Consider the following 23239-nt stretch of genomic DNA (forward strand, 5'->3'; position numbering starts at 1 on the left):
ACTTTGCCGGTGTTCATCTGAACCCCCCGGTGGACACTCCCGGTCAGACGCCGTTCGCCGTGTACTGGCTTTCACGTAGCAAGTGGTCCGGGAAGGGGCCGCCGAAGCTGACAAGGGGACGCCATGGACGCGAGAAAAACGCGGCAGCGCGAGCACGTGGGTGCGGAGATCGAGGCGTTCGCCCATTGGTTCGCGAAGCCTGATCTCTCCGCCGGGCACTTCCTGACCGTGACCCTCTTTGCGGAGGCAGCCGACTCGGCTCGCGTGGCGCGAGACATGACGGCCGTGTTCCTGCGGGGCGCAGGTGCGGATGCCATGGTGGACGACGCTCGGTTGATCGTTTCGGAGCTGGTCGGCAACGTGGTGAACCACGTGGTGCCGGAACCTGCTCTGGCTCAGCCTGGCGGGTCCCGTCGTATGGACATGAGCTTCAAGCTGTGGCCGAAGTGGCTCTTCATCGGAGTCACGGACGAGGACTCGACGCCGCCGCTCCTCCCTGTGGGAGATGTCTTCTCGCCTGGGCTGATGGGTGAGCTGTCAGAGGCAGTGCTGCCTGACAGCGGCCGGGGGCTGCTGATCGTTCAGCGGCTGGCGTCCGCTGTCTGGTGGACGCCGGGAGAACGCGGCGGCAAAACGGTGTGGTGCCGCATGGATGTGACCCAAGGAGTAGACGCCGGCTCACCTCGTTGATCTCCGGGCCGTCGCCTCCGGAACACTCCTTCGCGATCAGGAGCGGAGCGACGGCCCGGACACCGGCCGGAGTCTGACCTCTCCGGCCCATGGGGCGCGGTCCTTTGCGAACTGTCTACCGGGTTCCCCGCCCGGCCAAGGGACCGCGCTTCACAACCTCATACCGAGACCGGACCACCCCCGCGCCTGGCAGCAACCGGGGTGGTCCGGGAGGGGACACAGCGTTCCCCGGTGCCCGATGGTACCGGGGTCGCTGTGCTGTCTACACGCCCCGGGCCACAAAGAGTTGACGATCCGTCGGTTAAGCGGATGGGAGTGGCCAAGTGACTGGCGCGGGTGAGGATTGGCTTCGTGACGGCCTCGACGACATCACGGACGTGGAGTCGGCTCTGTGGGTGCGTGGGGTCGATTACGTCGAGGGCTGGCGGTCGGCGCGTGAGTCTGCGGATCGGCTGAATCGTGCGCTCTTGGGCGCGGGCTTCGAGTTGTCCGCGGTGCGGGCTGTGGCGTCTGCGGACGAGACGGGGCGCGGTGTGGTGCGCCTGGCGGGCTGGCCGGAGGCGGCGGATCGGCTCGCCGTGCTCCTGGAGGTGCTGGCTGACCGCGACGGCGGTGCGCGGTGATGGGCGCCGTGGCGGGTGAACGGTGCAGGTGGGCACGTCGTCCGGTGGAGAGACTTTGGGCGGGAGCTGCCATGGGGCGAGTGAACAGGGGGCCTTACGCTCGCCCGGCGAATCGGGCAGGCACTGGTTCTGCCCGCGTTTGTGCCCGATGGGCCCCCTGTTCTTCGAGGCTCGCCCCATGGTGGCTGCCTAAAGTCTCGGAGCCCGGCGACCCCCAGCCCACCACGCCCCGGCTTCCGGCGGCCGGTCGTCCCCCGGACTCCCTGGGCGGGCTGCGGTGTGGGGCGTCGGCCGACCGGACGGGACCGGCGGTCACGCCGCACGCCCGGCCGGGGCGTCCGGGCGCCCCGGCGCGCCGCAGGCGCGCCCTTGAGGAAGTGAAGGTGGTTTCGACCGATCATCGTTGCCGGTCAGGTCTGGCGGCGTCGGGTGGGTTGCTTGTCGGCGGTGATCCGGTAGGCGGCTTCGGCGCGGTCGGCTCCGATGCGGAGTTCTTCGAGGATCAGCGGGCGGTCGTCGGTGCCGTGCGTGATGCGGGACAGGTGCAAGATCGGGGTCGCGTCCAGGAGCTGGAGCGTGGCGCGCTCGTCGGGCACTGGCATGCGGGCGCGTACCGTCTCCGACCACCACAACTTGTGCCCTGCCTTAGCAAGCGCGGCGTATGCCGCTGCCGGCTGCTGGCCAGGCTCCTTGGCGAGTGCCGGCACGCTCTCGGCGACCTCGAAGGGGATCAGCGTCCGGTGAATCGCCCGGGTGCCCGTGGCGGCGTCTGTCAGGAGACGGTCACAGCCGAACAGTTCCTCTTCCTCGCCCAGACCGAGGAGTCGCCCAGTCGCGTTCGTCGTGCGGGTGCGGTACGCGCTCGGTTCCTCGGCCTCGTCCCAAATGTCGCCACCGGGCATGACGAACTGGCCGGCCGGAGCATGGCTGATGCGGCGATCCAAGCTGAGGGCGGGATGTCCGTCGAAGCGTACGAAGCTGCCCTTGCCGTGCCGGACGTCGATCAGCCCTTCTGCGCGCAGGGCAGCGATGGCGTTGCGGACGGTGGGGCGGGAGACCTGGTAGCGGGCCATGAGCTGGGCTTCGGACGGCAGCAGGGACTCGGGGGCGAACTCGCCCGAGAGGATCGCTTCACGGATGGCGGCGGCCACCTGTTGGTAGAGGGCTCCGGGGCGCTGGATCTCCGTCATCTCGGCATCTCCGGTTCGGTGTCGTAAGCACGTCGCACGCGCGACATCACTCGTCAGCATAAGTAATTGCGCTCTCGCCGTACAGAACTTCATAGTCATAACTCGTAAGGACAAGTGACGTCCGAATGTGTCGGGCGTCCTCGACGGCCAGGGAGGCCACACCACATGCAGTCCATTCCCGTGGACACGACGCGGCTCGGCGTACTGCGCTGCGCCATCGCGCCGGAAGCAAAGCTCAGCAACCCCGAGACACAGGAGGTGAAGAAGGACCGGGACGGCAACCCGGTCTACACCGTCGCCGTCACCGTGCGGCAGGACCGGCGGCGGATCTCCGTCATCGAGATCGCCGTGAGCGGCGAGCCCAAGGGCATCCAGGAAGGCCAGATCATCAAGGTCACCGGCCTGACCGCGTTCGCCTGGGCGATGGGCGACCGGCACGGCATCAGCTTCCGCGCCGACGCCATCACCCCCGTACCCGCCACCGCGACGGCGCACGGCAAGGGCGGTGACGCCTGATGGGACCCATTCTTCTTGCCCTCGTCCTCGCTGTGCTGGCGTGGCTGCTGGTTGTCGGTGACCTGGTGCGCCGGCATCGTCCGGCCTGGCACTGGTACCTGACTGGGTACCCGGCGGCGGCCTGGCGAGTGGTGTTCACCTGGCGTCGGGTCGCCCTGCTCAACGACCTCGCCGTATCCCGCCTCCCCGCGCGGACGCTGGTCGGGCATCTGCTGGTCAAGGGCGACCCGGTGCGGCCGGTGGCTCCGCGGATCTCGTTCCCGCGTGCCACCCGCTTGGGGCTGAGCGTGGTGGTGCGGCTGCACGCGGGCCAGACTCCGGCCACGTACATGCAGGCGGCTGACGCCCTGGTCCACGCGTGGAAGGTTCACGCCGTGCGGGTGACCTCGCCGGAACGCGGCCTGGTGCTGCTGACCGCCACGGCGACAGACCCGCTCCTGAGGCCCGGGTTAGCCAGTGCCCCGGCGGAACTGCTCTCCGCGCTCATCGGTGCGCTGGAGACGGGCGGGGCGTGGGTGATGAACCTGCGCCTGGTCCCGCACTGGCTCATCGCCGGGGCCACCCGCTCGGGCAAATCGACCCTGCTCGCCCGGGTCATCACCCAGCTCGCCCCCCAACCCGTCGCCATGGTCGGCATCGACTGCAAGGGCGGCATGGAACTCGGCCTCTTCGCCGCACGGCTCAGCGCGCTCGCCACATCGAGGCGCGAAGCGGTCGCCGTACTGACGGCCCTCGTGGTCGACATGCAGGACCGCATGAGCGCCTGCCGGACCGCCGGAGTGCGCTCGATCTGGGAGCTGCCGGACAAGCTCCGCCCGGTGCCGGTCGTGGTCCTGGTGGACGAGATCGCGGAGCTGTTCCTGTCCGACGGCACCCGGCAGAGCAAGGCGGAAGCAGAGCAGTGCTCCACGCTCCTGCTGAGGCTGGCGCAGCTCGGTGCCGCGCTCGGTCTGCACCTGGTGGTGGCCGGCCAACGTGTCGGATCCGACCTCGGCCCCGGCGTCACTGCCCTGCGTGCCCAGCTCGGCGGCCGGATCTGCCACCGCGTCAACGATCCCGGCACGGCAGAGATGACGTTGGGCGACCTCAACAAGGACGCCGTAGCGGTCGCGCAAGCGATCACGGCTCAGGAACGCGGGGTGGCCGTGTGCACCGGCCCGGATGGGGGCTGGTCCCGTGCCCGCTCTCACCTCACCCCGACGGATGAGGCCGTGGCGACGGCCCGGAAGCACTCCGGCATGACCCCTGATCTGCCCGCGATAGAGCGCGCCCTGGTGGCGCTGGATGGAGACGGCAAGTGATTAGCGAAGGTACGGCGTTCACGTTCGCGGTGGTCTTCGGGATCATCACCGTCCTCCTCGTCCGCTCCCGCGACGTACGCGGCTGGGAAGCGGTCTGCGTCGGCCTCTTCGGCCTCTACCTCGGACAGACCCCCGTCCTGTTCACCGTCCACGGCTTCGTCACGTGGGCCGTCAGCGGCTTCTCCCACACCTGAGAGACAAGGACCCCTCCATGACGATGCGCCGCGTGAGGTGCACCCACTGCAAGGGCGACGGAGCCCGCAAGACCTGGACCGGACGACTGCGCCGCTGTCGCGTCTGCCGGGGCAGCGGAACCATCCGCTGACCAACGACCCCCACGACTCAGCACCCGATCAGGAGTGATCCCCATGACGGATGACGCGCCACCACCCATCACCCGTGCCGCTGCGGCGGCCCACCCCGGAAGGTCACCACCATCACCCCGCACCCCACCACCCCGGCTGACCGGCGCGCCGCCCTCGACCACGCGGCGCGCCTGCGTCACCTCCCCGAAGCAGACCGAGACGCCCTCCACATCGCCCAAGACCCCGACTTCCCTCGCTGGCTGCAACAGATCACCGCCACCGGCGGCTGCGCCCACCCCGTCCACCTCTCCGGCCACACCACCACCCTGGACGGCACAACCGGCGAAATCCTCCACCACTACGACACCCGCAACGAACCCGGCGAACGCCTCCTGGTCCGCTGCCGCAACCGACGGTCAACCGTGTGCCCCGCCTGCTCCCGGCTCCACGCGGGCGACACCTTCCACCTCGTCCGCGCCGGTCTCACGGGCGGCAAGAACGTTCCCGCCACCGTGCGCACGCGGCCGCGCCTCTTCGTCACCCTGACCGCCCCCTCCTTCGGACCCGTCCACCGCGCAGGCACGACATGCCGCCCTCGCCGTGACGGCGGCGCCTGCGAGCACGGCCGTCCCCTCGGCTGCCACACCGTCCACGTCCCCGACGCTCCCGCTGTCGGACAACCCCTCTGCCCGGACTGCTACGACTACACCGCTCACGTCCTGTGGCACGCGCACGCCTCCAAGCTGTGGGACCGGTTCGTCATCGACGTCCGGCGGCGCCTCGCCTCCTCGGCGGGCATCGTGCAATCCCGCTTCGCCCGCCACGCCCGACTGTCCTTCGCGCGCATCGCCGAGTACCAGAAGCGGGCGGCCGTCCACGTACATGCCGTGGTCCGCCTCGACGGCCCCGACGGCCCCACCGACGATCCCCCGGCCTGGGGCACAACGGATCGGCTCACCCGCGCCGTGCACGCCTCCGCCCAGCGCGTGACCGTCCGCACCCCCTACAGCCCAGCCGTCGGCGAACTGGAACTGGCCTGGGGCACGCAGACCGACGTGCGCGTCCTGCACGCCGACGGTGACGGGCCCGACGATGACGCCGTGGCCGCCTACGTCGCCAAGTACGTGACCAAAGGAACCGACGAGACAGGCGCCGGCACCGACCACAAAGTCACCACCTGCGCCGACATTGACACGGCCCCCGTCAGCCGACACGTCCGCACCCTCATGCACACCTGCTGGAACCTCGGCGGCCTCCCCGAATACGCACCCCTGCGCCTGCGCACCTGGACCCACACCCTCGGCTACCGGGGCCACATCCTCACCAAATCCCGCGCCTACTCCACCACCTACGCCGCACTACGCGCCGAACGCGCCCACCACCTCGGCCACACCGACACCCCCGACGCCATCACGGATGCGCACTGGCGCTACATCGGCTCTGGCCACACCCCCGGCGCCGCCCTCATCGCAGCCGGAGTCGCAGAGGACACTGCCACGAACCGCGAGATCGCTCGCGAAGTGTGTGAGGTGTCCCGGTGACGAGACGCCAAAGTGAGCAGTGGCGTCGGGCGGTTGAACGCCAGGCGGCCAAGTTCCCCACCCGCGTAGGCCCCAAGAGCGCGGCGCGACTCGCACGGCTCCTGAGTCCGTCTCCGAGGTAGTCAGCAAGCCGAGGGCCCCTTGATCGTTACGTACCTGCTCTGGCGAGGTAGCGGCATGCGTGGCGCTGTGTGCGGCGCCTCGGAAGGTCTACCGGCGTGTGGTCTGAGCGATTGATAGGTGGCAACTTTCACCAAATCTCAGCCGGACACTTTCACGGCAAGCGGTCTGCAAACTATTTTGGTGAGACCGCAGATTCAATTTCGCGGTAGTCTGCGAACGTCGTCCACGAACTTTTGTGGATGGGAACGACCAGAAGCCCCGCCCTCCCGCCGGTTGCAGCCGACGGACAGCGAGGAGCGAGGCTCTGGCCCGGTGGACACGAGGCCCTGGTTAAGCAGAGATGCTCAACTGGGGTCTACGTGCGTCAAACCCACGGACAGTGCTCGAAGAGCCACGCGATCACGAGGACAACCTCACAGCTCGCGCACACACGTTCTGAGGAGACGTGCGACCGTACGTGTTTCTGCCACCGGCCCTTCAGCTTCTTCAGGTCGCCCTTGATCCGCTTCAAGACCGGTTTCCCTTCTACGGGGTGCGGGGGAGTGCTCCACCCGCTCGCCGAAGGCCGATGTCCGGGCCTCCGGCCGGAAGGAACGGACTCTGTGCCTCGAAGGGAGTATGCAGACAATACAGGGAGGTTAAGAGCCTGAGCGTCAAACGGGATCAACTTCTCAGGTCTAGGCGTAAGTTGTGGCTGGTCAGTGCCACTTCGGGATGCCCGAGACGTTTCGCCATCGCATAAACGGAGGGTCAGCGACCACCACATCCGGCGCTGACAGAGCCGTGAACGGCCCCTACGTCATGGACCTGTTCGCAGGTCATGGCTGTATGGCGGTGACGTCCGAGCAATGCCACTAGTCCAGCGGGTTCGGCTTGATGTCCACCCTGTCTGTGTCGAACCCTCGGCCTCTTCTTGTCGGTGAACGGACGAATACGGCGGCGAACAGGAAGCGGTAGATCGCGTTCATGCGTGCGTAGTCGTCCGCCGTTTCCAACCTCGCCCAGTTGGCCTCGGCCTCCGGGCCGGCGATGCCCTCCAAGACCGCGACGGGCCGCTTCACGGTCTTGCGCTGCCGATCCTTCATCCGCTTGACGATCGGCGCGCGCATCGACTGGAAGTCGGCGGTCGTGAAGTCGTCGTCGTTGAGCCACAGCTCCTTCAGCTCCCGCAGCTTCTCCCGGTCCTTCTCGTCAGCGATGACGTCTGCCTCGGGGCGCGTGGTCGTGGCGGGCTCGTAGCCGGAGGTGTCCAGCCTGGTCAGGACACTGATTGCCACATCGCGAACGAAGTCTTCGAGCGGACCGGCCGAGATGGAGCGATTGCACTTCTGCTGGTCGGTGTTGTCGGAGCGGGTGCACCGGTAGTAGGCGTACCTGCCGCTGTTCGTGCCGCCCATGCGGGCGCCGCACGTGCACGTGGCGACTCCGCGCAGGAGGTAGTTGCGAACCGGGCGCTTCTTCGTCTCCTGGTGCTGCTGGGCGCGGTACTCCCTGAGCCGCTGCACCTCGTCCCACTGCCCGCGGTCGATGATGGCGGGCCACGTCCCGACGGCCACTTCCTCGCCCAGGTGGAAGCGCAGTCCGGCCACGAAGTGGGACGACAACAGATGCCGCACGTTCTCGGGGTTCCACGCTTTGCCCTTTGACGTGGGGATGCATCGTGCTACGAGATCCTGAGCTATGCCGAGCGGCGATTCTCCGTCCAGGTATCGGCGGTAGACCTCACGGACGATCTCTGCCTCTTCCTCGACTATCGCGCGGCCGTCGCGGGTGTAGCCGTAGGGTCGGTTGCCCACGTGTGGCCGGCCTTCGCGGGCGTGGTCCTTCAGGGCGTCCTTGAGGCGGCGGGACGAGTCGTCGGAGGAGCGGCATGCGTGGGCGACCTCGATGCGGAGGATGAAGCGGTCATCGGGGTCCGAGAGATCGCGGCGGTTCGCCTCGCCGTGGAGCAGGACGCGCTTGTCGTCGGCGATGGAGAGCAGCTCTTCGAGGTCCTTGGGCTGCCGCATGAGGCGGTCGGGGTGGTAGACGATGACGTGCCGGATCTCCCCGGCCTCCATCGCCCTCAGCATCGCTTCCCAACCGGGGCGCTTCCGGTCGCGCTGCCATGCCGAGCGATTGTTGTCGATGTAGACGTGTGTGGGCTCGATGCGGAGCTGGAGGCGTTCGGCGATGTCCCGGCAGATCCGTTCCTGCCGGTCGACGCCGGTCTGGTCCTCGTCCCTGGTGTGGGAGATGCGGCAGTAGATCGCTGCGGGCTCGCCCGGCGTGATGGCGGCCCTCGCTAACTTGGGTCGGGTCATGTCAATCACTGTATGAGCCGGGTATGACATCCATCCTGGTCGGCGCCGCGATAGGAGCCCTGTTCTTCAAGGAGCGGTTCGGCGCGCCCCGGATCGCGGCGGCGGGCCTCCTGGTCGTCGGGATCGGGCTGATGCTGCACACGGGATAACCGCAGTGGTGCGCCCCGCCGCGGACAGGCGCACCCTGGAAGAAGGTGTTCCGGAGGTGATCGTCATGATGCACACCACAGTGGGATGGCATGTCGAGCTGGAGTTTGTGGAGGACGACCAGCACACGCGGGCGGTCGCGATGGTGCGGCTCCCCGACGGCACCGAGGTCCGCGCGCACGGCCACGCCAGCCGGCACCGGGTCGACTCCCGGCAGCCACGGGTCGGTGAGGAGGTCGCGGGCGCCCGGGCGTTGAACGAGCTGGCGATGCAGCTGCTCACCAAGGCGCACGACGAGATCGACGCGGCGTCCGGGCGGACCTCGCACCCCATCCACGTCTGAGCCCGTGACGGGCTGCCCGTCGGCCGGGCCGGGCGCTAGCCGAGCGACGCGCGCACCGCCCGTACCAGCGCCTGCGCCCGCGGGTCCGCCGTCACGGTCTTGCGGAAGCCGTTGGTGACGTAGCCCAGGGCGATGCCCGCCTCCGGGTCGGCGAAACCCAGGGAGCCGCCGCGGCCCGGGTGGCCGAAGGATCCGGGGCCCAGGAACGGGGACGCGCTGCCGTGCAGCATGAAGCCGAGGCCGAACCGCGTGCCCACGACCAGGACCCGGTCCGGACCGGCGGACTCCTCGGCGCGGGCCAGCTCCATGGTCGCCGGGTCGAACAGCCGCACACCGCGCGTCACGCCGTCGACCTCGCCGATCAGCGCCGCGTAGAAGCGGGCCAGGCCGTCGGCCGTCGCGATGCCGTTGGCGGCCGGGAGCGCGGCCGCGCGGTACACCGGGTCGTTCTGGTCGGGGAACGGGGTGATCGCGGCGAAGGCGCGGCGGGTGAGGGAGTCCGGGTTGTCGTAGGCCTCGGTGACGGAGCGCTTGGGGCGCAGCCGCGGGCCGGTGCCGGGACTCGACGGCTCCGGCTCGTCGAGGCGCCCGACGCGCCCGGCCCGGCCCGCCGCCTCCTCCGCCGGGGGCAGCCCCACCCACAGGTCCAGGCCCAGCGGACCGGCGATCTCGTCCGCGATCCACTGCCCGGCGCCCCGCCCGCCGCTCACCCGGCGGACCAGCTCGTCCAGCAGCCAGCCGTAGGTCAGCGCGTGGTAGCCGTGGTCGGTGCCGGGTTCCCACACGGGCGCCTGCGCGGCGACGGCGGCGGGCCCCCGCAGCGGGTCCAGGGCGTCCTCGGGGGTCAGCGGGCGGTCCAGGACCGGCAGTCCGGCCCGGTGGTTCAGCACGTGCCGGACCCGTACCCGCTCCTTGCCGTGCGCCTTGAACTCCGGCCAGTACTCGCCCACCGGCGCGTCCAGGTCCAGCTCCCCGCGCCGGTGCAGCAGCAGCGGTACGGCGGCGGCGACGCCCTTGGTCGCCGAGCGGACCACCTGGGCGGTGCCCCGGCGCCACGGCTCGGTGCCGGTGGTGCCGTCGACGTCCCTGGTGCCGCCCCACAGGTCGACGACCTTGCGCCCGTCCCGGTAGACGGCGACGGCGGCGCCCCGCTCACCGAGCGCGCTGAAGTTCCGTGCGAACGCGTCCCGCACCGGCTCGAAGCCCTCGGCCACCGTGCCGTGCACGTTCACGTCCACGCCCGCGTCCCCATCCACTTTCCGTGTCCCTTCCGTTCGCCCGTGACAGTGGGTGCAACCACCACCGACCGTCCGCGATTCCTCACCCGCTCGCCGACACCGACCGCGGATCGAAGCCGAAGGGCAGTTCCAGGCGGTGGGCGCGCATCAGGCCGTCGTCGGACAGCAGGTCCGCGGTCGGTCCGTCCGCCGCGATCACCCCGTCGCTGAGGATCAGGGCGCGGGGGCACAGCTCCAGGGCGTAGGGCAGGTCGTGGGTGACCATCAGGACCGTGACGTCCAGAGAGCGCAGGATGTCGGCGAGTTCGCGCCGGGAGGCCGGGTCGAGGTTGGACGAGGGCTCGTCGAGGACCAGGATCTCCGGCTCCATGGCGAGCACCGTCGCCACCGCCACCCGGCGCCGCTGGCCGAACGAGAGGTGGTGCGGCGGCCGGTCCTTGAACTCCGCCATGCCCACCAGCGCGAGCGCCCGGTCCACGCACGCCTCCAGCTCGGCGCCCTTGACCCCGGCGGCCGCAGGCCCGAAGGCCACGTCCTCGCGCACGGTCGGCATGAAGAGCTGGTCGTCGGGGTCCTGGAAGACGATGCCGACCCGGCGCCGGATCTCGGCCAGGTTCCGCTTGTCCACCGGCAGCCCGGCGACCGTGACCGTACCGGTGCCGCCGGTGAGGATGCCGTTGAGGTGGAGGACGAGGGTGGTCTTGCCCGCACCGTTCGGCCCGAGCAGCGCGACGCGTTCGCCGCGCGCGACCGAGAAGTCCACGCCGAACAGGGCCTGGTGCCCGTCGGGGTAGGCGAAGGCGAGGCCGGAGACGTCGAGGGAGGCGGGCGCGTCGGGCAGGGGGTCGGCCGCGGGGCCTGTCACGGGGTCGGCCGCAGGGCCGGTCACGGGGTCGGTCACAGAGTCCATCCCAGCAGACACACGACCAGCGCCGCACACGGGAGGGCCAGCGCGTACGACCACTGCGCCCGGGACGCGGTCACCTCGTCGATGACCGGCATCGAACCGGCGTACCCGCGGCTGACCATGGCCAGGTGGACGCGTTCGCCGCGTTCGTAGGAGCGGATGAACAGCGCTCCCGCCGACTTGGCGAGCACGCCCCAGTGCCGTACGCCGCTCGCCTCGAAGCCCCGCGACTGGCGGGCGATGCGCATCCGCCGCATCTCGTCCGCGATCACGTCGCCGTACCGGATCATGAACGAGGCGATCTGCACGAGCAGCGGGGGCAGTTTCAGCCGCTGGAGGCCGAGGAGGAGTTCCCGCAGCTCGGTCGTGGAGGCGAGGAGTACGGAGGCGGCGACGCCCAGGGTGCCCTTGGCCAGGACGTTCCAGGCGCCCCACAGGCCGTTGACGCTCAGCGACAGGCCGAGCACGTCGACCCGCTCGCCCTCCGCCACGAACGGCATGAGCACCGCGAACGCGACGAACGGCACCTCGATCAGCAGCCGCCTGAGCAGGAAGCCGGGCGGCATGCGGGCCGCGTAGGCCACCGCCGCGAGCAGCAGCGCGTACAGGCCGAAGGCCCACATCGCCTCGCGCGGCGTCGACACCACGACGACCACGAAGGCGAAGGCCGCGGCGAGCTTGGTGTGCGGCGGCAGGCCGTGCACGGGGGAGTGCCCGTGCCGGTAGAGCTTGTGGGCGTGTCCGGCGCCCACGTCAGACGGTCGTTTCCGTGGTGGTCGGGGAGGTGTCCGCGCTGCGGCGCCTGCGCACCGCCCAGAACACGGCGCTGCCCGCGACGACGGTGACGCCGACGCCGATCACGCCCGCGAGGCCGCCCGAGACGCGGGCGTTGGTGATGTCCTTGACCCCGTAGTCGGCGAGCGGGGAGTCGGCGGCCGCGTGGTCCTCGGCCTTCTCGTCGATGCCCTTGTCGGAGGCGACCTTCTCCAGGCCGTCGGGGTTGGCGGAGGCGTAGAAGCTGACGAAGCCGGCCAGGACCAGGGAGGCGACGAGACCGGTGATCCACACCTTGCGGTGCGAACGGGCGGCGACGGGCACGGGGGCGGGCTCCGCGTCCGAGGCGTCGGGGACGTCGACCAGCTCGCCGTTCACCCGCAGCTTGAGCCGCTGCCGCAGCCCGCGCGCCCCGTACACCAGGTCCGGGCGTACGGCGATGACGGCGCCGACGGTCAGCGCGGTGATCGCGGCCTCGCCGATGCCGATCAGCACGTGCACGCCGATCATCGCGGTGGCGACCTTGCCGATGGAGACGTCGGTGGTGCCGCCGATCCAGTACAGGAGCGTGAAGGCGAGGGCGGCGGCCGGGACGGAGACGAGCGCGGCGACGAAGGAGGCCGCGGTGACCGAGCGGCGGGTGCGCGGCAGCACCTTCACCAGGCCCCGGAACAGGGCGTACGCGACGACCGTGGTGACGATCGCCATGTCGGTGATGTTCACGCCGAGCGCGGTCAGACCGCCGTCGGCGAAGAGGATGCCCTGCATGAGCAGGACGACGGACACGCACAAGACCCCGGTGTAGGGCCCGACCAGGATGGCGGCCAGCGCGCCGCCGAGCAGATGCCCGCTGGTCCCGGCCGCGACCGGGAAGTTCAGCATCTGCACGGCGAAGATGAACGCCGCGACCAGCCCGGCCAGCGGCGCCGTCCGCTCGTCCAGTTCCCGGCGCGCGCCGCGCAGGCTGACCGCGATGGCGCCGGCGGCGACGACTCCGGTCACGGCGGAGGTCGGGGCGTTGATGAATCCGTCAGGTACATGCACGGTCCGATGATAAGGACCAGTTGCAACTCGTTCGCAAGAGCGAGGTAAAGGCTGATGTAAAGGTCGATCTCACATGTGATATCCGGCTCACAGGGCGTGCGCCGGGAAATATGGGACATTGGAGTGGGGGTGGACCCACAGCTTCAACAAAGGTGGCAGAGCGTAAGGGGCGACCCCATGTCCGTAGTCGAAGAGTACGCACGAGCCCACATCCTGACGGACGGGGACCTCCCCGACGAGGACGACGGCGGAGCGATACCCGTCGTCCTGCGCTACGACCCCCAGCTCGACCCCTCGAAGGTGTGCGTCGCCCTGCCCGGGAAGGGCGGTCGTGCGTCCCGCGCCCGCGAGTGGACCTTCTCCCGCGCGCTGCTGGAGCAGGGCCTGCGCGCGCCCGCCGGGAGCGGTGAGGTGCGGGTGTGGCCGTGCGGACGGGTGCAGGCCGTGGTCGAGTTCCACTCCCCGCAGGGCTGCTCGGTGGTCCAGTTCGAGAACAAGGCCCTCATCCGCTTCCTGCGCCGCACCTACGCGGAGACCGCACAGCCGGTGGCCCACTGAACCGTGTCCCGGCAGACGGCGGGTGTCAGCCGCCCGCCTTGAGCAGCGCCGCGACGATCGGGCCCGCCGTGTCGCCGCCGTGCCCGCCCTGCTGGACGACGCCCGCCGCCGCCAGATCGCCCCGGTACGCGGTGAACCAGCCGTTGGGCTTCTCCTGGCCGTCGACCTCCGCCGAGCCGGTCTTCGCGCCGACGTCACCGCTCACGCCGGCCATCGCCTCCGCGGCGGTGCCGTGGGCCGCCGTGTAGGCCATCAGCTCGCGCAGCGCGCCGAGCGTCTCGCCCGACATCGTGCGCGAGGCCGTGGCGAGTGCCCGCCCGTCGACCGACGGGGCGACCAGGTACGGCTGGTGGAAGGAGCCCGACTTCACGGTCGCCGACACCGACGCCATGTTGAGCGGGTTCATCCGCACCCCGCCCTGGCCGATGAGCGAGGCGCCCATCTGGGCCTTGCTCTGCACCGGCACCCGGCCGTCGAAGGTGGACACACCGACCGACCAGTTGTTCATGGACAGGCCGAAGACCTCCTTGGCCTGCCTGGTCAGGTCGTCGTCCTTCAGCTCGGGGGCCTGGCTGATGAAGGCGGTGTTGCAGGAGCGGGCGAAACTCGCCTTGAAGGTGCCGTCCTTGATCTCGAACTTGTCGTCGTTCTGGAACTTCCACCCGCCGTAGCTGAAGAACTTGGGGCACGGGTGCTTCTCGTTCACCGACGCCAGGTCCTTCTCCAGCAGCATCGAGGCCGTGATGACCTTCATGGTGGAGCCGGGGGCGAGCGAGCCGAGGAAGGCGGTGTTGAAGCCGTGCCCGCCGTTGGCGACCGCGAGGACCTCGCCGGTGGAGGCGCGCAGCAGCACCACCGACGCGCCCTTCTTGCCGTCCACCTGCTTCTCGGCGGCCGCCTGGAGGGCTGGGTCGAGCGTCGTCTTCAGGGTGCCGGGGGTGCCCTTGCTCAGTTCCAGCAGCGTCTTGTCGGCGACTTCGCTGGCCCCGGACTCCTTCGACCCCTTGCCGTCCTTGCCGTCACCGGCCGCCTCGCCGCGCACCACGCGCAGTTCGACGCCGGGGGTGCCGCCGGACTTCTTGCCGTACTTGTCGCGCAGCCCGTCCAGGACGGTGCCGAGGGACGGGTACTTCGCGGCGGTGATCTCCGCGCCGTTCCGGTCCAGCGCCTTGACCGGCGGGTCGCCGGCCTTCCCGGTGACCAGCTTGTCCCCGTCCCGCAACTCCGGGTGCACGACGGCCGCGTGCCAGTCGACGCGGGGCTCGCCGTCGCCCTCCCGGCGGACGACGGTCAGCGCGCTGTCGTACGCCAGCGGCTCGGCCGCCTTCTCGTAGGCGACGGTGGCCTTGACGGAGAAGGGGACCTTCTCCCCGGCCGGGGTGCCCGGGGTGAAGGTGGCGTCCTTGATGCGGGCGTCCTTGGTGTAGCCGGTGAGCAGCCCCTTGGCGGCCTCGGCGTCGTCGGTCGCGGCGGCCGCGGCGGCCACGTCGCCCTGCTGCCAGGCGGTCAGGAACCGCTGGGCGGCCGAGGTGACCTCACTCGCCGTCAGCGGGCCCGACTTCACCTTCTCCGCGGCCGCCGCGGACTTGGTCCGGGCGTCGTCGTCGCCGGCCCCGCCCCCGCCGTACACCGCGTAGGCACCGAATCCGGCACCGGCCACGACCACCGCGGCCACACTGCCGATCACGGCGGGTTTCGTCCTGCGCCGCTCGGTGGCGGCGCCCCTTCTGCTGCCCACTGCGTCCCGTTCCTCGGTGCGTTCGGTGCCGGATGCTGCTTACGACCGCGACCACAGTAGGGGCATCACGGCCGCCGGTCGGCGTCAGCCGCCGACTCGTAGCACATCTGCGACGATCGGCCCGGCCGCGTCGCCGCCGTGACCGCCCTCCTCGGTCATGGCCGCCGCCGCGATGTCGTTCCGGAACCCGGTGAACCAGCTGTTGGAGACGGCCTGCCCGTCGACCTCCGCCGACCCGGTCTTGGCGCCGATGTCGCCGCCGAGCCCGGACATGGCGTTGACGGCGGTGCCCTGGGTGGCGGTGAGCCGCATCATCTGCTTGAGCTGGGAGGCGGTGCCCTGCGGCAGCCCCTTGGCGGTGGCCGGCTCCCGGTCGTCCAGGTCGAACGGCACCAGGTACGGCTGGCGGAACTCACCGGTGATGGCGGTCGCCGTCACGGAGGCCATGTTCAGCGGGTTCAGCTGGACCTGGCCCTGCCCGATGGCGTTGGCCGCGCGGTCCGGCCCGCCGGAGGCGGGGACGCTCCCGTCGAACGAGACGATGCCGGTCTGCCAGTTGTCCTGCCCGAGCCCGAAGCGCTCCTGGGCTTCCTCGGTCAACGAGGAGTCGGTGAGCGGCTTCTCGTCGACGAGCTTGATGAAACCGGTGTTGCAGGAGCGCATGAAGGTGTTGGCGAGCGTGGCGCTCTCGTTGGGCTTCATGTTGGTCAGGTTCTTGAAGGTCTGACTCTGCCAGGTCGCCGTGTCGGGGCAGGGCGCCGGGCCGTTCATCGAGGTCACGCCGTTGTCGATGAGCATGGCCGCGGTGATGATCTTCATGGTGGAACCGGGGGCGACCCGCCCCTGGAACGCGGCGTTGAACCCGTCCTGACGGTTGTTCGCCACGGCCAGCACTTCCCCGGTGCTGGGCTTCACGGCGACCACGGAGGACTCGCCGTACCGCTTCACCGCCTTCTCGGCCGCCGCCTGGACGCTCGCGCTGAGCGTGGTCTCGAGCTTGCCGGGCTTGCCCTCGGTCAGCGTCAGCAGCGGGGTGTCCGGCGCGTCCGCGGTCGAGTGCCGCACCGCCAGCTCGACGCCGGGGGTGCCGCCGGCCTTCGCGCCGTACCGCTCCCGCAGCGTGGCGAGGACGGGGCCGAGCGAGGGGTACTTCTCCTTCGTCAGCACGGTGCCGTTGCGCCCGACGGCCTGGATCTGCGGGGTCGCCGACTCCTCGGTGACCAGCGTGTCCCCGTCCTTCAGGCTGGGATGGACGACGGACGGCTCCCAGTCCACCAGCGCCCGCCCGCTGGTCTCCCCGCGCACCACGGTCAGCGTGCTCTTGTAGCTGAGCGGCTTCGTCGTCCCCTCGTACGACACCTTCGCCTTCACCGTGAACGGCACGGAGGTGCCGGTCGCCGTGCCCGGCGTGATCTCGACGCCGCCGATGTGCGCGTCCTCGCCGTAGGCGGTCAGCAGTGTCCCGGCGATCGAGGCGTTGTTGGTGTACGAGGCGGCGGTCGTCACGTCGCCCTTCTCCCAGGCCGTGAAGAACTTCTCGGAGGTCTCCGCGACCTCGTCCCCGTCCGGCGGCCCGCTCTTGGCCTCCGAGGACCCGGAGCCCCCGTCCCCGTCCAGCGCCGACACCACGTTGTAGGCGCCGTACCCGGCACCGCCCACCATCACGGCGAACACCCCGCCTATGACGGCGACCTTGACCCCCCTGCCCATCGGCAGTCCCCTCCCCGTCAGATCTTCCGCCCGCCTTCTTGAACGCGTTCAGAAGTAGTTGTAGGTGCACTCTAAGCGCAGGGGGTGAACGGTGGTACGGGTGTTTCCGATTGGTGGCCTAAAGGAGACCCGGGGGGACGGCCGTCGGTCCCGAGGACTGGAACGGGCGCCAGGTTCGGCTCCCGTCCCGCAACGACGACCATGAGGGCGCGGCCGGCGCCGCGCCCCCCGGTACTGCGTCTGCCCGGCTAGACCCACGTATCGAGCCACATCCGCGCTCTCCACTCCTCCATCGGGATCGCCGTGCCCGTGTACAGGGGCCAGAAATAGATGAAGTTCCAGGCGATGAGGAGGACCAGGACGCCCGCTCCCGTCGCGCCCGCGACTCTGCGGGTGTCGGTGCAGCCGGGGCGGCCGATGATCGCACCCAGGAGCATGGCCACCGCGAGGCAGAGGAAGGGGAGGAAGACGACGGCGTAGAAGAGGAAGATCGTGCGCTCCTGGTACATGAACCAGGGGAGGTAACCGGCGACCACGCCGCAGGCGATGGCGCCCGCGCGCCAGTCGCGGCGGAAGAGCCAGCGCCACAGGACGTACAGCAGGGCGAAGCAGCCCACCCACCACAGGAGGGGCGTGCCGAGCGCCAGGACCTCGCGGGCGCACTTCTCGCCCGCGTCGACCGGGCAGCCGTCCGAGCCCGCCGACGGGGACTCGTAGAAGTAGGAGACCGGGCGGCCCAGGACGATCCAGCTCCAGGGGTTCGACTGGTAGGTGTGCGGCGACGTCAGGTGGGTGTGGAACTCGAGGACCTGGGTCTCGTAGTGCCACAGGCTGCGCCACCAGTCGGGGAAGAGCCACGACCAGGAGCTGTTCGCGCCGTCCTTCGTCGCCCAGTCGCGGTAGTAGCCGCCGGTGCCGTCGGAGGGGGAGAGGATCCAGCCGAGCCAGGAGAGGAGGTACGTGGCCAGGGCCACCGGGACCGTGGAGAGGAAGGCCCAGCCCAGGTCGCGGCGGAGCACCGCGCGGTAGGGGTGGTGGGCGCCCGCGACGCGGCGGGAGCCGACGTCCCACAGGACGGCCATCACGCAGAAGGCCGCCATGATGTAGAGGCCGTTCCACTTGGTGGCCGCCGCCAGGCCCAGCATCAGGCCCGCTGCCAGGCGCCACGGGCGCCGGCCGAGGCCGAGGGTCTCCGCGACGTGCGCGTCGGGGCGGACGCGGCCGTCCTCGTCCACCGGGAGCGCGGCGGCGAGTCTCGCACGGGCCCTGTCGCGGTCGACGACCAGGCAGCCGAAGGCGGCCAGCACGAAGAACATCAGCACGCCGTCCAGCAGCGCGGTGCGGCTCATCACGAAGTGCAGGCCGTCCAGCGCCATCAGGGCGCCCGCCAGGCAGCCGAGGAACGTCGAGCGGAACAGGCGGCGCCCGATCCGGCACAGCAGCAGCACCGACAGGGTGCCGAGCAGCGCCGTCATGAAGCGCCAGCCGAAGGGGTCGAAGCCGAACAGCAGTTCGCCGAGGCCGATGACGTACTTGCCGACCGGCGGGTGGACGACGTACGCCGCGTCGGTGGGGATCGGGACGTCGCCGCCCGAGTTCAGGATGAGGTCGTTGGCGTTCTTGTCCCAGTTGACCTCGAAGCCGCGGTGGATCAGCGCCCACGCGTCCTTGGCGTAGTACGTCTCGTCGAATATCACCGCCTTCGGGCTGCCCAGGTTCCAGAACCGCAGCACGCCCGCGAGCAGCGCCACCAGCAGCGGCCCGCCCCACGCCGACCAGCGGACCATCCGGTCGGCGAGCGGCTTCGACAGGCCCAGGAACGCCCACAGGCGCGGGCTCGGGCTCGTGTACGGCGGCACCAGCCGGTCGCGGACGTCACCGGCCGCGGGCCCCGCCGGGTAGCCGAAGCGGCGCAGCCGCTGCTGCCAGGTGGGCCGCTCGTCGTGCGGGGCCTGGTCGTGCAGGGTGTCCGTGGAGGACGCGGTACTGGTCACCGCGCCATCGTAGGGAACCGCGCTGTGCACGTCCCGTGCATGGCCCTCCCGGGCGCGGATACGTTCCCCTCCGGGACGACCGGCCGGGAGGACTGCGGGAGGACTGGGAGGATGGGGGCGTGACTGGAACCCTTGTACTCGCGGGCACTCCCATCGGCGACGTCCAGGACGCCCCGCCCCGGCTCGCCGCGGAACTGGCCGGCGCGGACGTCGTCGCCGCCGAGGACACCCGGCGGCTGCGCCGGCTCACCCAGGCGCTCGGCGTCGCCCCCGCGGGGCGTGTCGTGTCGTACTTCGAGGGCAACGAGTCCGCCCGTACGCCCGAGCTGGTGGAGGAGCTGGCCGGCGGGGCGCGGGTGCTGCTGGTCACCGACGCCGGGATGCCGTCGGTGTCCGACCCCGGGTACCGGCTGGTCGCCGCGGCCGTCGAGCGCGGGGTGCGCGTCACCGCCGTCCCCGGGCCGTCCGCCGTGCTGACCGCGCTCGCTCTGTCGGGGCTGCCGGTCGACCGGTTCTGCTTCGAGGGCTTCCTGCCCCGCAAGGCCGGCGAGCGGCTGACCCGGCTGCGCGAGGTCGCCGGGGAGCGGCGGACCCTGGTCTACTTCGAGGCCCCGCACCGCCTCGACGACACCCTCGCCGCCATGGCCGAGGTCTTCGGCACCGACCGGCGGGCCGCCGTCTGCCGGGAGCTGACCAAGACGTACGAGGAGGTCAAGCGCGGGGGGCTCGGTGAGCTGGCCGCGTGGGCCGGTGAAGGGGTGCGGGGGGAGATCACCGTCGTCGTGGAGGGAGCACCGGAGAAGGGGGCCGAGGAGGTCGGCGCCGAGGAGCTGGTGCGGCGGGTGCGGGTGCGCGAGGAGGCGGGGGAGCGGCGCAAGGAGGCGATCGCCGCGGTGGCCGCCCAGGTGGGCGTGCCCAAGCGGGAGGTGTTCGACGCGGTGGTGGCGGCGAAGAACGCGGCGAAGAACGCGGGGAGCTGAGGGGAACGGAAGGGCTCGGCTTGACCCGGGCCGCCCCGGCTTTGACCCGGGCCGCCTCGCCCTTGACCTGAAGCGCCCCGCCCTTGACCCGCCCCTGACCTGGCGGGCACTCCTGCCAAGGGCAGCCCAAATCGGCTCAAACACTCGGCAGCGCCTGGTGCTTTCCCGCTGGTGGAGGAGTCCACTGGAGGAAGGAACCGAACGAACCGAAGGAGCCGGGATGAGCATGAGTGAGAGCACCGTGCGGACCCGAGTGCGTGCCGGTGCCACCGCCGTCGTCCACGAGTCGTACTCCTTCGCCTGCATGCGCTGCGGGCACGGCTGGGAACAGTCGTTCGAGATCGAGCACCACACGGACACCGACGGCCACGCGTTCGTGCTCTACGTCGCGGACGGCCGCGTCGTGCCCTCCCCGCTGACCCGGCCGACCTGCGCGACCTGTGACAGCCACGTCGTACGCATCCTGCGCCCGGGCCGGGTCGCCTCCGCCCGCGGCACCGCCCACGGCATCCACCGGGTGCCCCCGGCGGGCCCCCTGGAGGTGCCGCCGGTGCCCGGAGCGGGCGTGCCCGAGGCGCCGGGGCCGGGAGCGCCGGGACTGTCCGGCGAACGCCGGCACTGGCACCTGGCCGACCTGCTGCACGCGCTCCACCTCCACCGCAGGGCCGCCTGACCGGCACTCCGGGCGCGCGGGCGCTTCCGTAGGATCGGGGCATGTCTTCGAACGCCCCGGGACGGTCCGACAAGCACACCGCGCCTCCGCTGCCCGAGCCCCTGCGGGTGCCGGTCGCCGACTCGCACACCCACCTCGACATGCAGTCCGGCACGGTCGAGGAGGCGCTCGCCAAGGCCGCGTCGGTCGGCGTCACCACCGTCGTCCAGGTCGGATGCGACCTCGCGGGGTCCCGCTGGGCGGCCGAGACGGCGGCGGCGCACGACGCCGTCCACGCCACCGTCGCCCTGCACCCGAACGAGGCGCCCCGCATCGTGCACGGGGACCCCGACGGCTGGTCCCGGCAGGGCGCACGGCAGCCCGGCGGTGACGCGGCCCTCGACGACGCCCTCGCGGAGATCGACCGGCTCGCGGCGCTCCCGCAGGTCAAGGGCGTCGGCGAGACGGGCCTCGACTACTTCCGCACCGGCCCCGAGGGCAAGGAAGCCCAGGAGCGGTCCTTCCGCGCCCACATCGAGATCGCCAAGCGGCACGGCAAGACCCTCGTCATCCACGACCGCGACGCCCACACCGACGTCCTGCGCGTCCTCAAGGAGGAGGGCGCCCCCGAGCGCACCGTCTTCCACTGCTACTCCGGCGACGCCGAGATGGCCGAGATCTGCGCCCGCGCCGGGTACTACATGTCCTTCGCCGGCAACGTCACCTTCAAGAACGCCCAGAACCTGCGCGACGCCCTCGCCGTGGCCCCGCCCGAGCTGCTCCTGGTGGAGACCGACGCGCCGTTCCTGACGCCGGCGCCCTACCGGGGGCGGCCGAACGCGCCCTACCTGGTGCCGGTCACGGTGCGTGCCATGGCGGACGTACGGGGCGTCGACGAGGACACCCTGGCGACCGCCCTCGCCGCGAACACGGCCCGCGCCTTCGGCTACTGACACGCTGAGTAGCCGCGTCGCTTGGGAGAGTGACCGGCGCTCCGCTAGGTTCTGGGGGCCCGATCGGGACCCCTGGAGCGTGTGGGCGTGAGCAGAACGCAGTTCGAGCCGGCAGAGGCGTACGAGTACGTCGCACCGTACGACGACCTCGCACCGTACGACGTGCACAGCGCGCCGACCCTGCCGTACGGGTACGGGGGCGGGTACGACGACCCGTACCGGCCCGCGCCGCCGCCCGGCCACGAACCGACCGTGCCCGTGGTGCCCCGGCAGGACGACGGGCGGGCCGAGCGCCGGCGCCGGGCGCGGGGCGCGGGGCGTGCGGATACCTCCCTGCGCAGGCTGCTGCCGCGCGCCCTGGTCGTGGCGTTCCTCGCGGGCGGCACCACCGCCTTCGTCGCCAAGGACAAGGCGGTCGAGCTGACCGTCGACGGCACCCCGCGCACGCTGCACACCTTCGCCGACGACGTGACCGAGCTGCTCGCCGAGGAAGGCGTCCAGGTGGGCGCCCACGACGTGATCGAACCCGCCCCCGGCGACCCGCTGACCAGCGGCGAGGACGTCACCGTCCGTTACGGACGGCCCGTGCTGCTGACCCTCGACGGCCACCGGCGCCAGGTGTGGACGACGGCGCGGACGGTGCAGGGCGCGCTGCGGCAGCTCGGCGTACGGACACAGGGCGCCCACCTGTCCACCGAGCCCTCCCGGCGCATCGGCCGCGAGGGACTCGCCCTGGTGGTGCGCACCGAGCGGGTGGTGACCGTGATGGCGGACGGCCGGACCCGCACCGTCCGCACCAACGCCGCGACCGTGCGGGAGGTCGTCGAGGAGGCCGGCGTCTCCCTGCACGGCGAGGACACCACCTCCGTCCCCGCGAACGGCTTCCCGCGCGACGGGCAGACCGTCACCGTGCTGCGGATCACCGGGTCCCAGGAGGTCCGCGAGGACCCGATCCCCTTCGACGAGCGACGGACCGAGGACGCCTCCCTCTTCCGGGGCGCCGAGGTCGTCCAGCAGGCGGGCCGGCCCGGACTGCGCCGCACCACGTACGCGCTGCGCACCGTCAACGGCGTCCGGCAGAAACCGCGCCGCCTGCGCACGGAGGTGGTCCGCGAGCCCAGCCCGCGGATCGTCCGGGTCGGCACCCGGCCCCGGCCGGCCTCCGTCCACGGCGCCGACCACCTGAACTGGCAGGGCCTGGCCGCCTGCGAGTCGGGCGGCCGCGCGGACGCCGTCGACCCGTCCGGGACGTACGGCGGCCTCTACCAGTTCGACTCCGCCACCTGGCACGACCTCGGCGGCGAGGGCCGGCCCGAGGACGCGTCGGCCGCGGAGCAGACCTACCGCGCGCAGAAGCTGTACGTACGCAGCGGCACCAGCGCCTGGCCGCACTGCGGCGCCCGCCTACGGGACTGAGCCCGCCCGGCCCCCGGCCGAGGGACCGACCGAGACCGCCGCCCCCGGCCGCGCGGCGACCGGGACCGCCGTCCCCGGCTTCGGGACCGAGACCATCCGGCGCCCGGCTGCGGGGGATGTGGCCCCGGCGACTGCTGGAATGAGTCCACCGGCCCCGGCTGCGGGACAGAGGCCCGTGCCTGGCTGCCGAACA

General features: G+C 71.2%; 21 protein-coding genes and 1 pseudogene. 13 read left to right on the forward strand and 9 right to left on the reverse strand.

All coding sequences use genetic code 11. The features are described 5' to 3' along the window. The first annotated feature begins 123 nt into the window (after positions 1-123). Together B9W62_RS22690 and B9W62_RS22695 are read left to right on the forward strand one after the other, a co-directional pair. On the forward strand, positions 124-690 hold the full coding sequence (locus B9W62_RS22690) for an ATP-binding protein (protein ID WP_087808887.1): 567 nt from the start codon (positions 124-126) through the stop codon (positions 688-690). 323 nt (positions 691-1013) lie between these two features. Continuing rightward, positions 1014-1313: a hypothetical protein gene (locus B9W62_RS22695; RefSeq protein WP_087808888.1), complete on the forward strand. Its 300-nt coding sequence runs from the start codon at positions 1014-1016 to the stop codon at positions 1311-1313. A gap of 410 nt (positions 1314-1723) precedes the next feature. Here B9W62_RS22695 and B9W62_RS22700 read toward each other — a convergent pair whose 3' ends face one another. Then, complete coding sequence (locus B9W62_RS22700) at positions 1724-2503, reverse strand: GntR family transcriptional regulator (RefSeq protein ID WP_087808889.1); 780 nt, start codon at positions 2501-2503, stop codon at positions 1724-1726. A gap of 165 nt (positions 2504-2668) precedes the next feature. On the opposite strand from B9W62_RS22700, the gene B9W62_RS22705 reads away from it, so the two are divergent. From B9W62_RS22705 to B9W62_RS22720, 4 genes are all read left to right on the forward strand, one after another. Further along, a complete protein-coding gene (locus tag B9W62_RS22705) occupies positions 2669-3019 on the forward strand; it encodes an SCO3933 family regulatory protein (RefSeq protein WP_087808890.1) in 351 nt (116 codons plus the stop codon). Beyond that, entirely contained in the window at positions 3019-4320 is a 1302-nt protein-coding gene (locus B9W62_RS22710; protein ID WP_087808891.1) for an FtsK/SpoIIIE domain-containing protein, read from the forward strand. The genes B9W62_RS22705 and B9W62_RS22710 overlap by 1 nt, the downstream gene beginning before the upstream one ends. Then, positions 4317-4514: a hypothetical protein gene (locus B9W62_RS22715; protein WP_087808892.1), complete on the forward strand. Its 198-nt coding sequence runs from the start codon at positions 4317-4319 to the stop codon at positions 4512-4514. The genes B9W62_RS22710 and B9W62_RS22715 overlap by 4 nt, the downstream gene beginning before the upstream one ends. Positions 4515-4816: 302 nt before the next feature. Further along, the gene (locus B9W62_RS22720; RefSeq protein ID WP_087808893.1) at positions 4817-6166 is read left to right on the forward strand and encodes a replication initiator; all 1350 of its coding nucleotides are present in this window, start codon (positions 4817-4819) and stop codon (positions 6164-6166) included. A 977-nt stretch (positions 6167-7143) separates the two neighbouring features. Here the strand turns inward: B9W62_RS22720 and B9W62_RS22725 are convergent. Beyond that, positions 7144-8592 (reverse strand): recombinase family protein, encoded by a 1449-nt coding sequence (locus B9W62_RS22725; protein WP_087808894.1) that lies wholly within the window; start codon positions 8590-8592, stop codon positions 7144-7146. 26 nt (positions 8593-8618) lie between these two features. On the opposite strand from B9W62_RS22725, the pseudogene B9W62_RS39695 reads away from it, so the two are divergent. Both B9W62_RS39695 and B9W62_RS22730 read left to right on the forward strand, forming a co-directional pair. Then, positions 8619-8741, forward strand: a pseudogene (locus tag B9W62_RS39695) (EamA family transporter); the annotation flags it as partial. 65 nt (positions 8742-8806) lie between these two features. After that, entirely contained in the window at positions 8807-9082 is a 276-nt protein-coding gene (locus tag B9W62_RS22730; protein WP_087812042.1) for a DUF1876 domain-containing protein, read from the forward strand. Positions 9083-9117: 35 nt separating this feature from the next. Here B9W62_RS22730 and B9W62_RS22735 read toward each other — a convergent pair whose 3' ends face one another. From B9W62_RS22735 to B9W62_RS22750, 4 genes are all read right to left on the reverse strand, one after another. Next, positions 9118-10314, reverse strand: a complete 1197-nt coding sequence (locus B9W62_RS22735; RefSeq protein WP_087812043.1) for a serine hydrolase domain-containing protein — start codon at positions 10312-10314, stop codon at positions 9118-9120. Between the two features lie 88 nt (positions 10315-10402). Then, entirely contained in the window at positions 10403-11230 is an 828-nt protein-coding gene (locus tag B9W62_RS22740; protein ID WP_256976556.1) for an energy-coupling factor ABC transporter ATP-binding protein, read from the reverse strand. Next, positions 11218-11979: a cobalt ECF transporter T component CbiQ gene (gene cbiQ, locus B9W62_RS22745; protein WP_087808895.1), complete on the reverse strand. Its 762-nt coding sequence runs from the start codon at positions 11977-11979 to the stop codon at positions 11218-11220. The genes B9W62_RS22740 and cbiQ overlap by 13 nt, the downstream gene beginning before the upstream one ends. A gap of 1 nt (position 11980) precedes the next feature. After that, the gene (locus tag B9W62_RS22750; protein ID WP_087808896.1) at positions 11981-13045 is read right to left on the reverse strand and encodes an energy-coupling factor ABC transporter permease; all 1065 of its coding nucleotides are present in this window, start codon (positions 13043-13045) and stop codon (positions 11981-11983) included. Positions 13046-13222: 177 nt separating this feature from the next. Between B9W62_RS22750 and B9W62_RS22755 the strand changes: the two genes are divergently transcribed. Next, positions 13223-13603 carry an SsgA family sporulation/cell division regulator gene (locus B9W62_RS22755; protein ID WP_087808897.1) on the forward strand — a complete coding sequence of 127 codons (381 nt, stop codon included), beginning with the start codon at positions 13223-13225 and terminating at the stop codon, positions 13601-13603. A gap of 25 nt (positions 13604-13628) precedes the next feature. On the opposite strand, the gene B9W62_RS22760 is transcribed toward B9W62_RS22755, so the two are convergent. From B9W62_RS22760 to B9W62_RS22770, 3 genes are all read right to left on the reverse strand, one after another. After that, on the reverse strand, positions 13629-15341 hold the full coding sequence (locus B9W62_RS22760) for a penicillin-binding transpeptidase domain-containing protein (protein ID WP_087808898.1): 1713 nt from the start codon (positions 15339-15341) through the stop codon (positions 13629-13631). A gap of 84 nt (positions 15342-15425) precedes the next feature. After that, positions 15426-17051 carry a penicillin-binding transpeptidase domain-containing protein gene (locus B9W62_RS22765; protein ID WP_087808899.1) on the reverse strand — a complete coding sequence of 542 codons (1626 nt, stop codon included), beginning with the start codon at positions 17049-17051 and terminating at the stop codon, positions 15426-15428. Positions 17052-17299: 248 nt separating this feature from the next. Then, positions 17300-19045, reverse strand: coding sequence for a dolichyl-phosphate-mannose--protein mannosyltransferase (locus B9W62_RS22770; RefSeq protein ID WP_179235613.1), 1746 nt, complete (start codon positions 19043-19045; stop codon positions 17300-17302). A gap of 119 nt (positions 19046-19164) precedes the next feature. On the opposite strand from B9W62_RS22770, the gene rsmI reads away from it, so the two are divergent. From rsmI to B9W62_RS22790, 4 genes are all read left to right on the forward strand, one after another. Next, positions 19165-20025, forward strand: a complete 861-nt coding sequence (rsmI, locus tag B9W62_RS22775; protein WP_087808901.1) for a 16S rRNA (cytidine(1402)-2'-O)-methyltransferase — start codon at positions 19165-19167, stop codon at positions 20023-20025. Positions 20026-20245: 220 nt separating this feature from the next. Next, entirely contained in the window at positions 20246-20698 is a 453-nt protein-coding gene (locus tag B9W62_RS22780; RefSeq protein ID WP_087808902.1) for a hypothetical protein, read from the forward strand. Between the two features lie 41 nt (positions 20699-20739). After that, a complete protein-coding gene (locus B9W62_RS22785; protein ID WP_087808903.1) occupies positions 20740-21630 on the forward strand; it encodes a TatD family hydrolase in 891 nt (296 codons plus the stop codon). 87 nt (positions 21631-21717) lie between these two features. Continuing rightward, the gene (locus B9W62_RS22790; protein ID WP_373433698.1) at positions 21718-23046 is read left to right on the forward strand and encodes a ubiquitin-like domain-containing protein; all 1329 of its coding nucleotides are present in this window, start codon (positions 21718-21720) and stop codon (positions 23044-23046) included. Positions 23047-23239: the final 193 nt, after the last annotated feature.

This window comes from Streptomyces sp. CS113, assembly GCF_002188365.1.
In the GTDB taxonomy this organism is placed as follows: domain Bacteria; phylum Actinomycetota; class Actinomycetes; order Streptomycetales; family Streptomycetaceae; genus Streptomyces; species Streptomyces tendae.

What these genes read in the sequence shown, in the direction of transcription:
- B9W62_RS22785 (WP_087808903.1), top strand. Translation starts at nt 20,740, where the DNA reads ATGTCTTCGAACGCCCCGGGACGGTCCGACAAGCACACCGCGCCTCCG.
- B9W62_RS22700 (WP_087808889.1), bottom strand. Translation starts at nt 2,503, where the DNA reads ATGACGGAGATCCAGCGCCCCGGAGCCCTCTACCAACAGGTGGCCGCC.
- B9W62_RS22740 (WP_256976556.1), bottom strand. Translation starts at nt 11,230, where the DNA reads ATGGACTCTGTGACCGACCCCGTGACCGGCCCTGCGGCCGACCCCGTG.
- B9W62_RS22710 (WP_087808891.1), top strand. Translation starts at nt 3,019, where the DNA reads ATGGGACCCATTCTTCTTGCCCTCGTCCTCGCTGTGCTGGCGTGGCTG.
- B9W62_RS22765 (WP_087808899.1), bottom strand. Translation starts at nt 17,051, where the DNA reads ATGGGCAGGGGGGTCAAGGTCGCCGTCATAGGCGGGGTGTTCGCCGTG.
- B9W62_RS22780 (WP_087808902.1), top strand. Translation starts at nt 20,246, where the DNA reads ATGAGCATGAGTGAGAGCACCGTGCGGACCCGAGTGCGTGCCGGTGCC.
- B9W62_RS22690 (WP_087808887.1), top strand. Translation starts at nt 124, where the DNA reads ATGGACGCGAGAAAAACGCGGCAGCGCGAGCACGTGGGTGCGGAGATC.
- B9W62_RS22725 (WP_087808894.1), bottom strand. Translation starts at nt 8,592, where the DNA reads ATGACCCGACCCAAGTTAGCGAGGGCCGCCATCACGCCGGGCGAGCCC.
- B9W62_RS22730 (WP_087812042.1), top strand. Translation starts at nt 8,807, where the DNA reads ATGATGCACACCACAGTGGGATGGCATGTCGAGCTGGAGTTTGTGGAG.
- B9W62_RS22705 (WP_087808890.1), top strand. Translation starts at nt 2,669, where the DNA reads ATGCAGTCCATTCCCGTGGACACGACGCGGCTCGGCGTACTGCGCTGC.
- B9W62_RS22755 (WP_087808897.1), top strand. Translation starts at nt 13,223, where the DNA reads ATGTCCGTAGTCGAAGAGTACGCACGAGCCCACATCCTGACGGACGGG.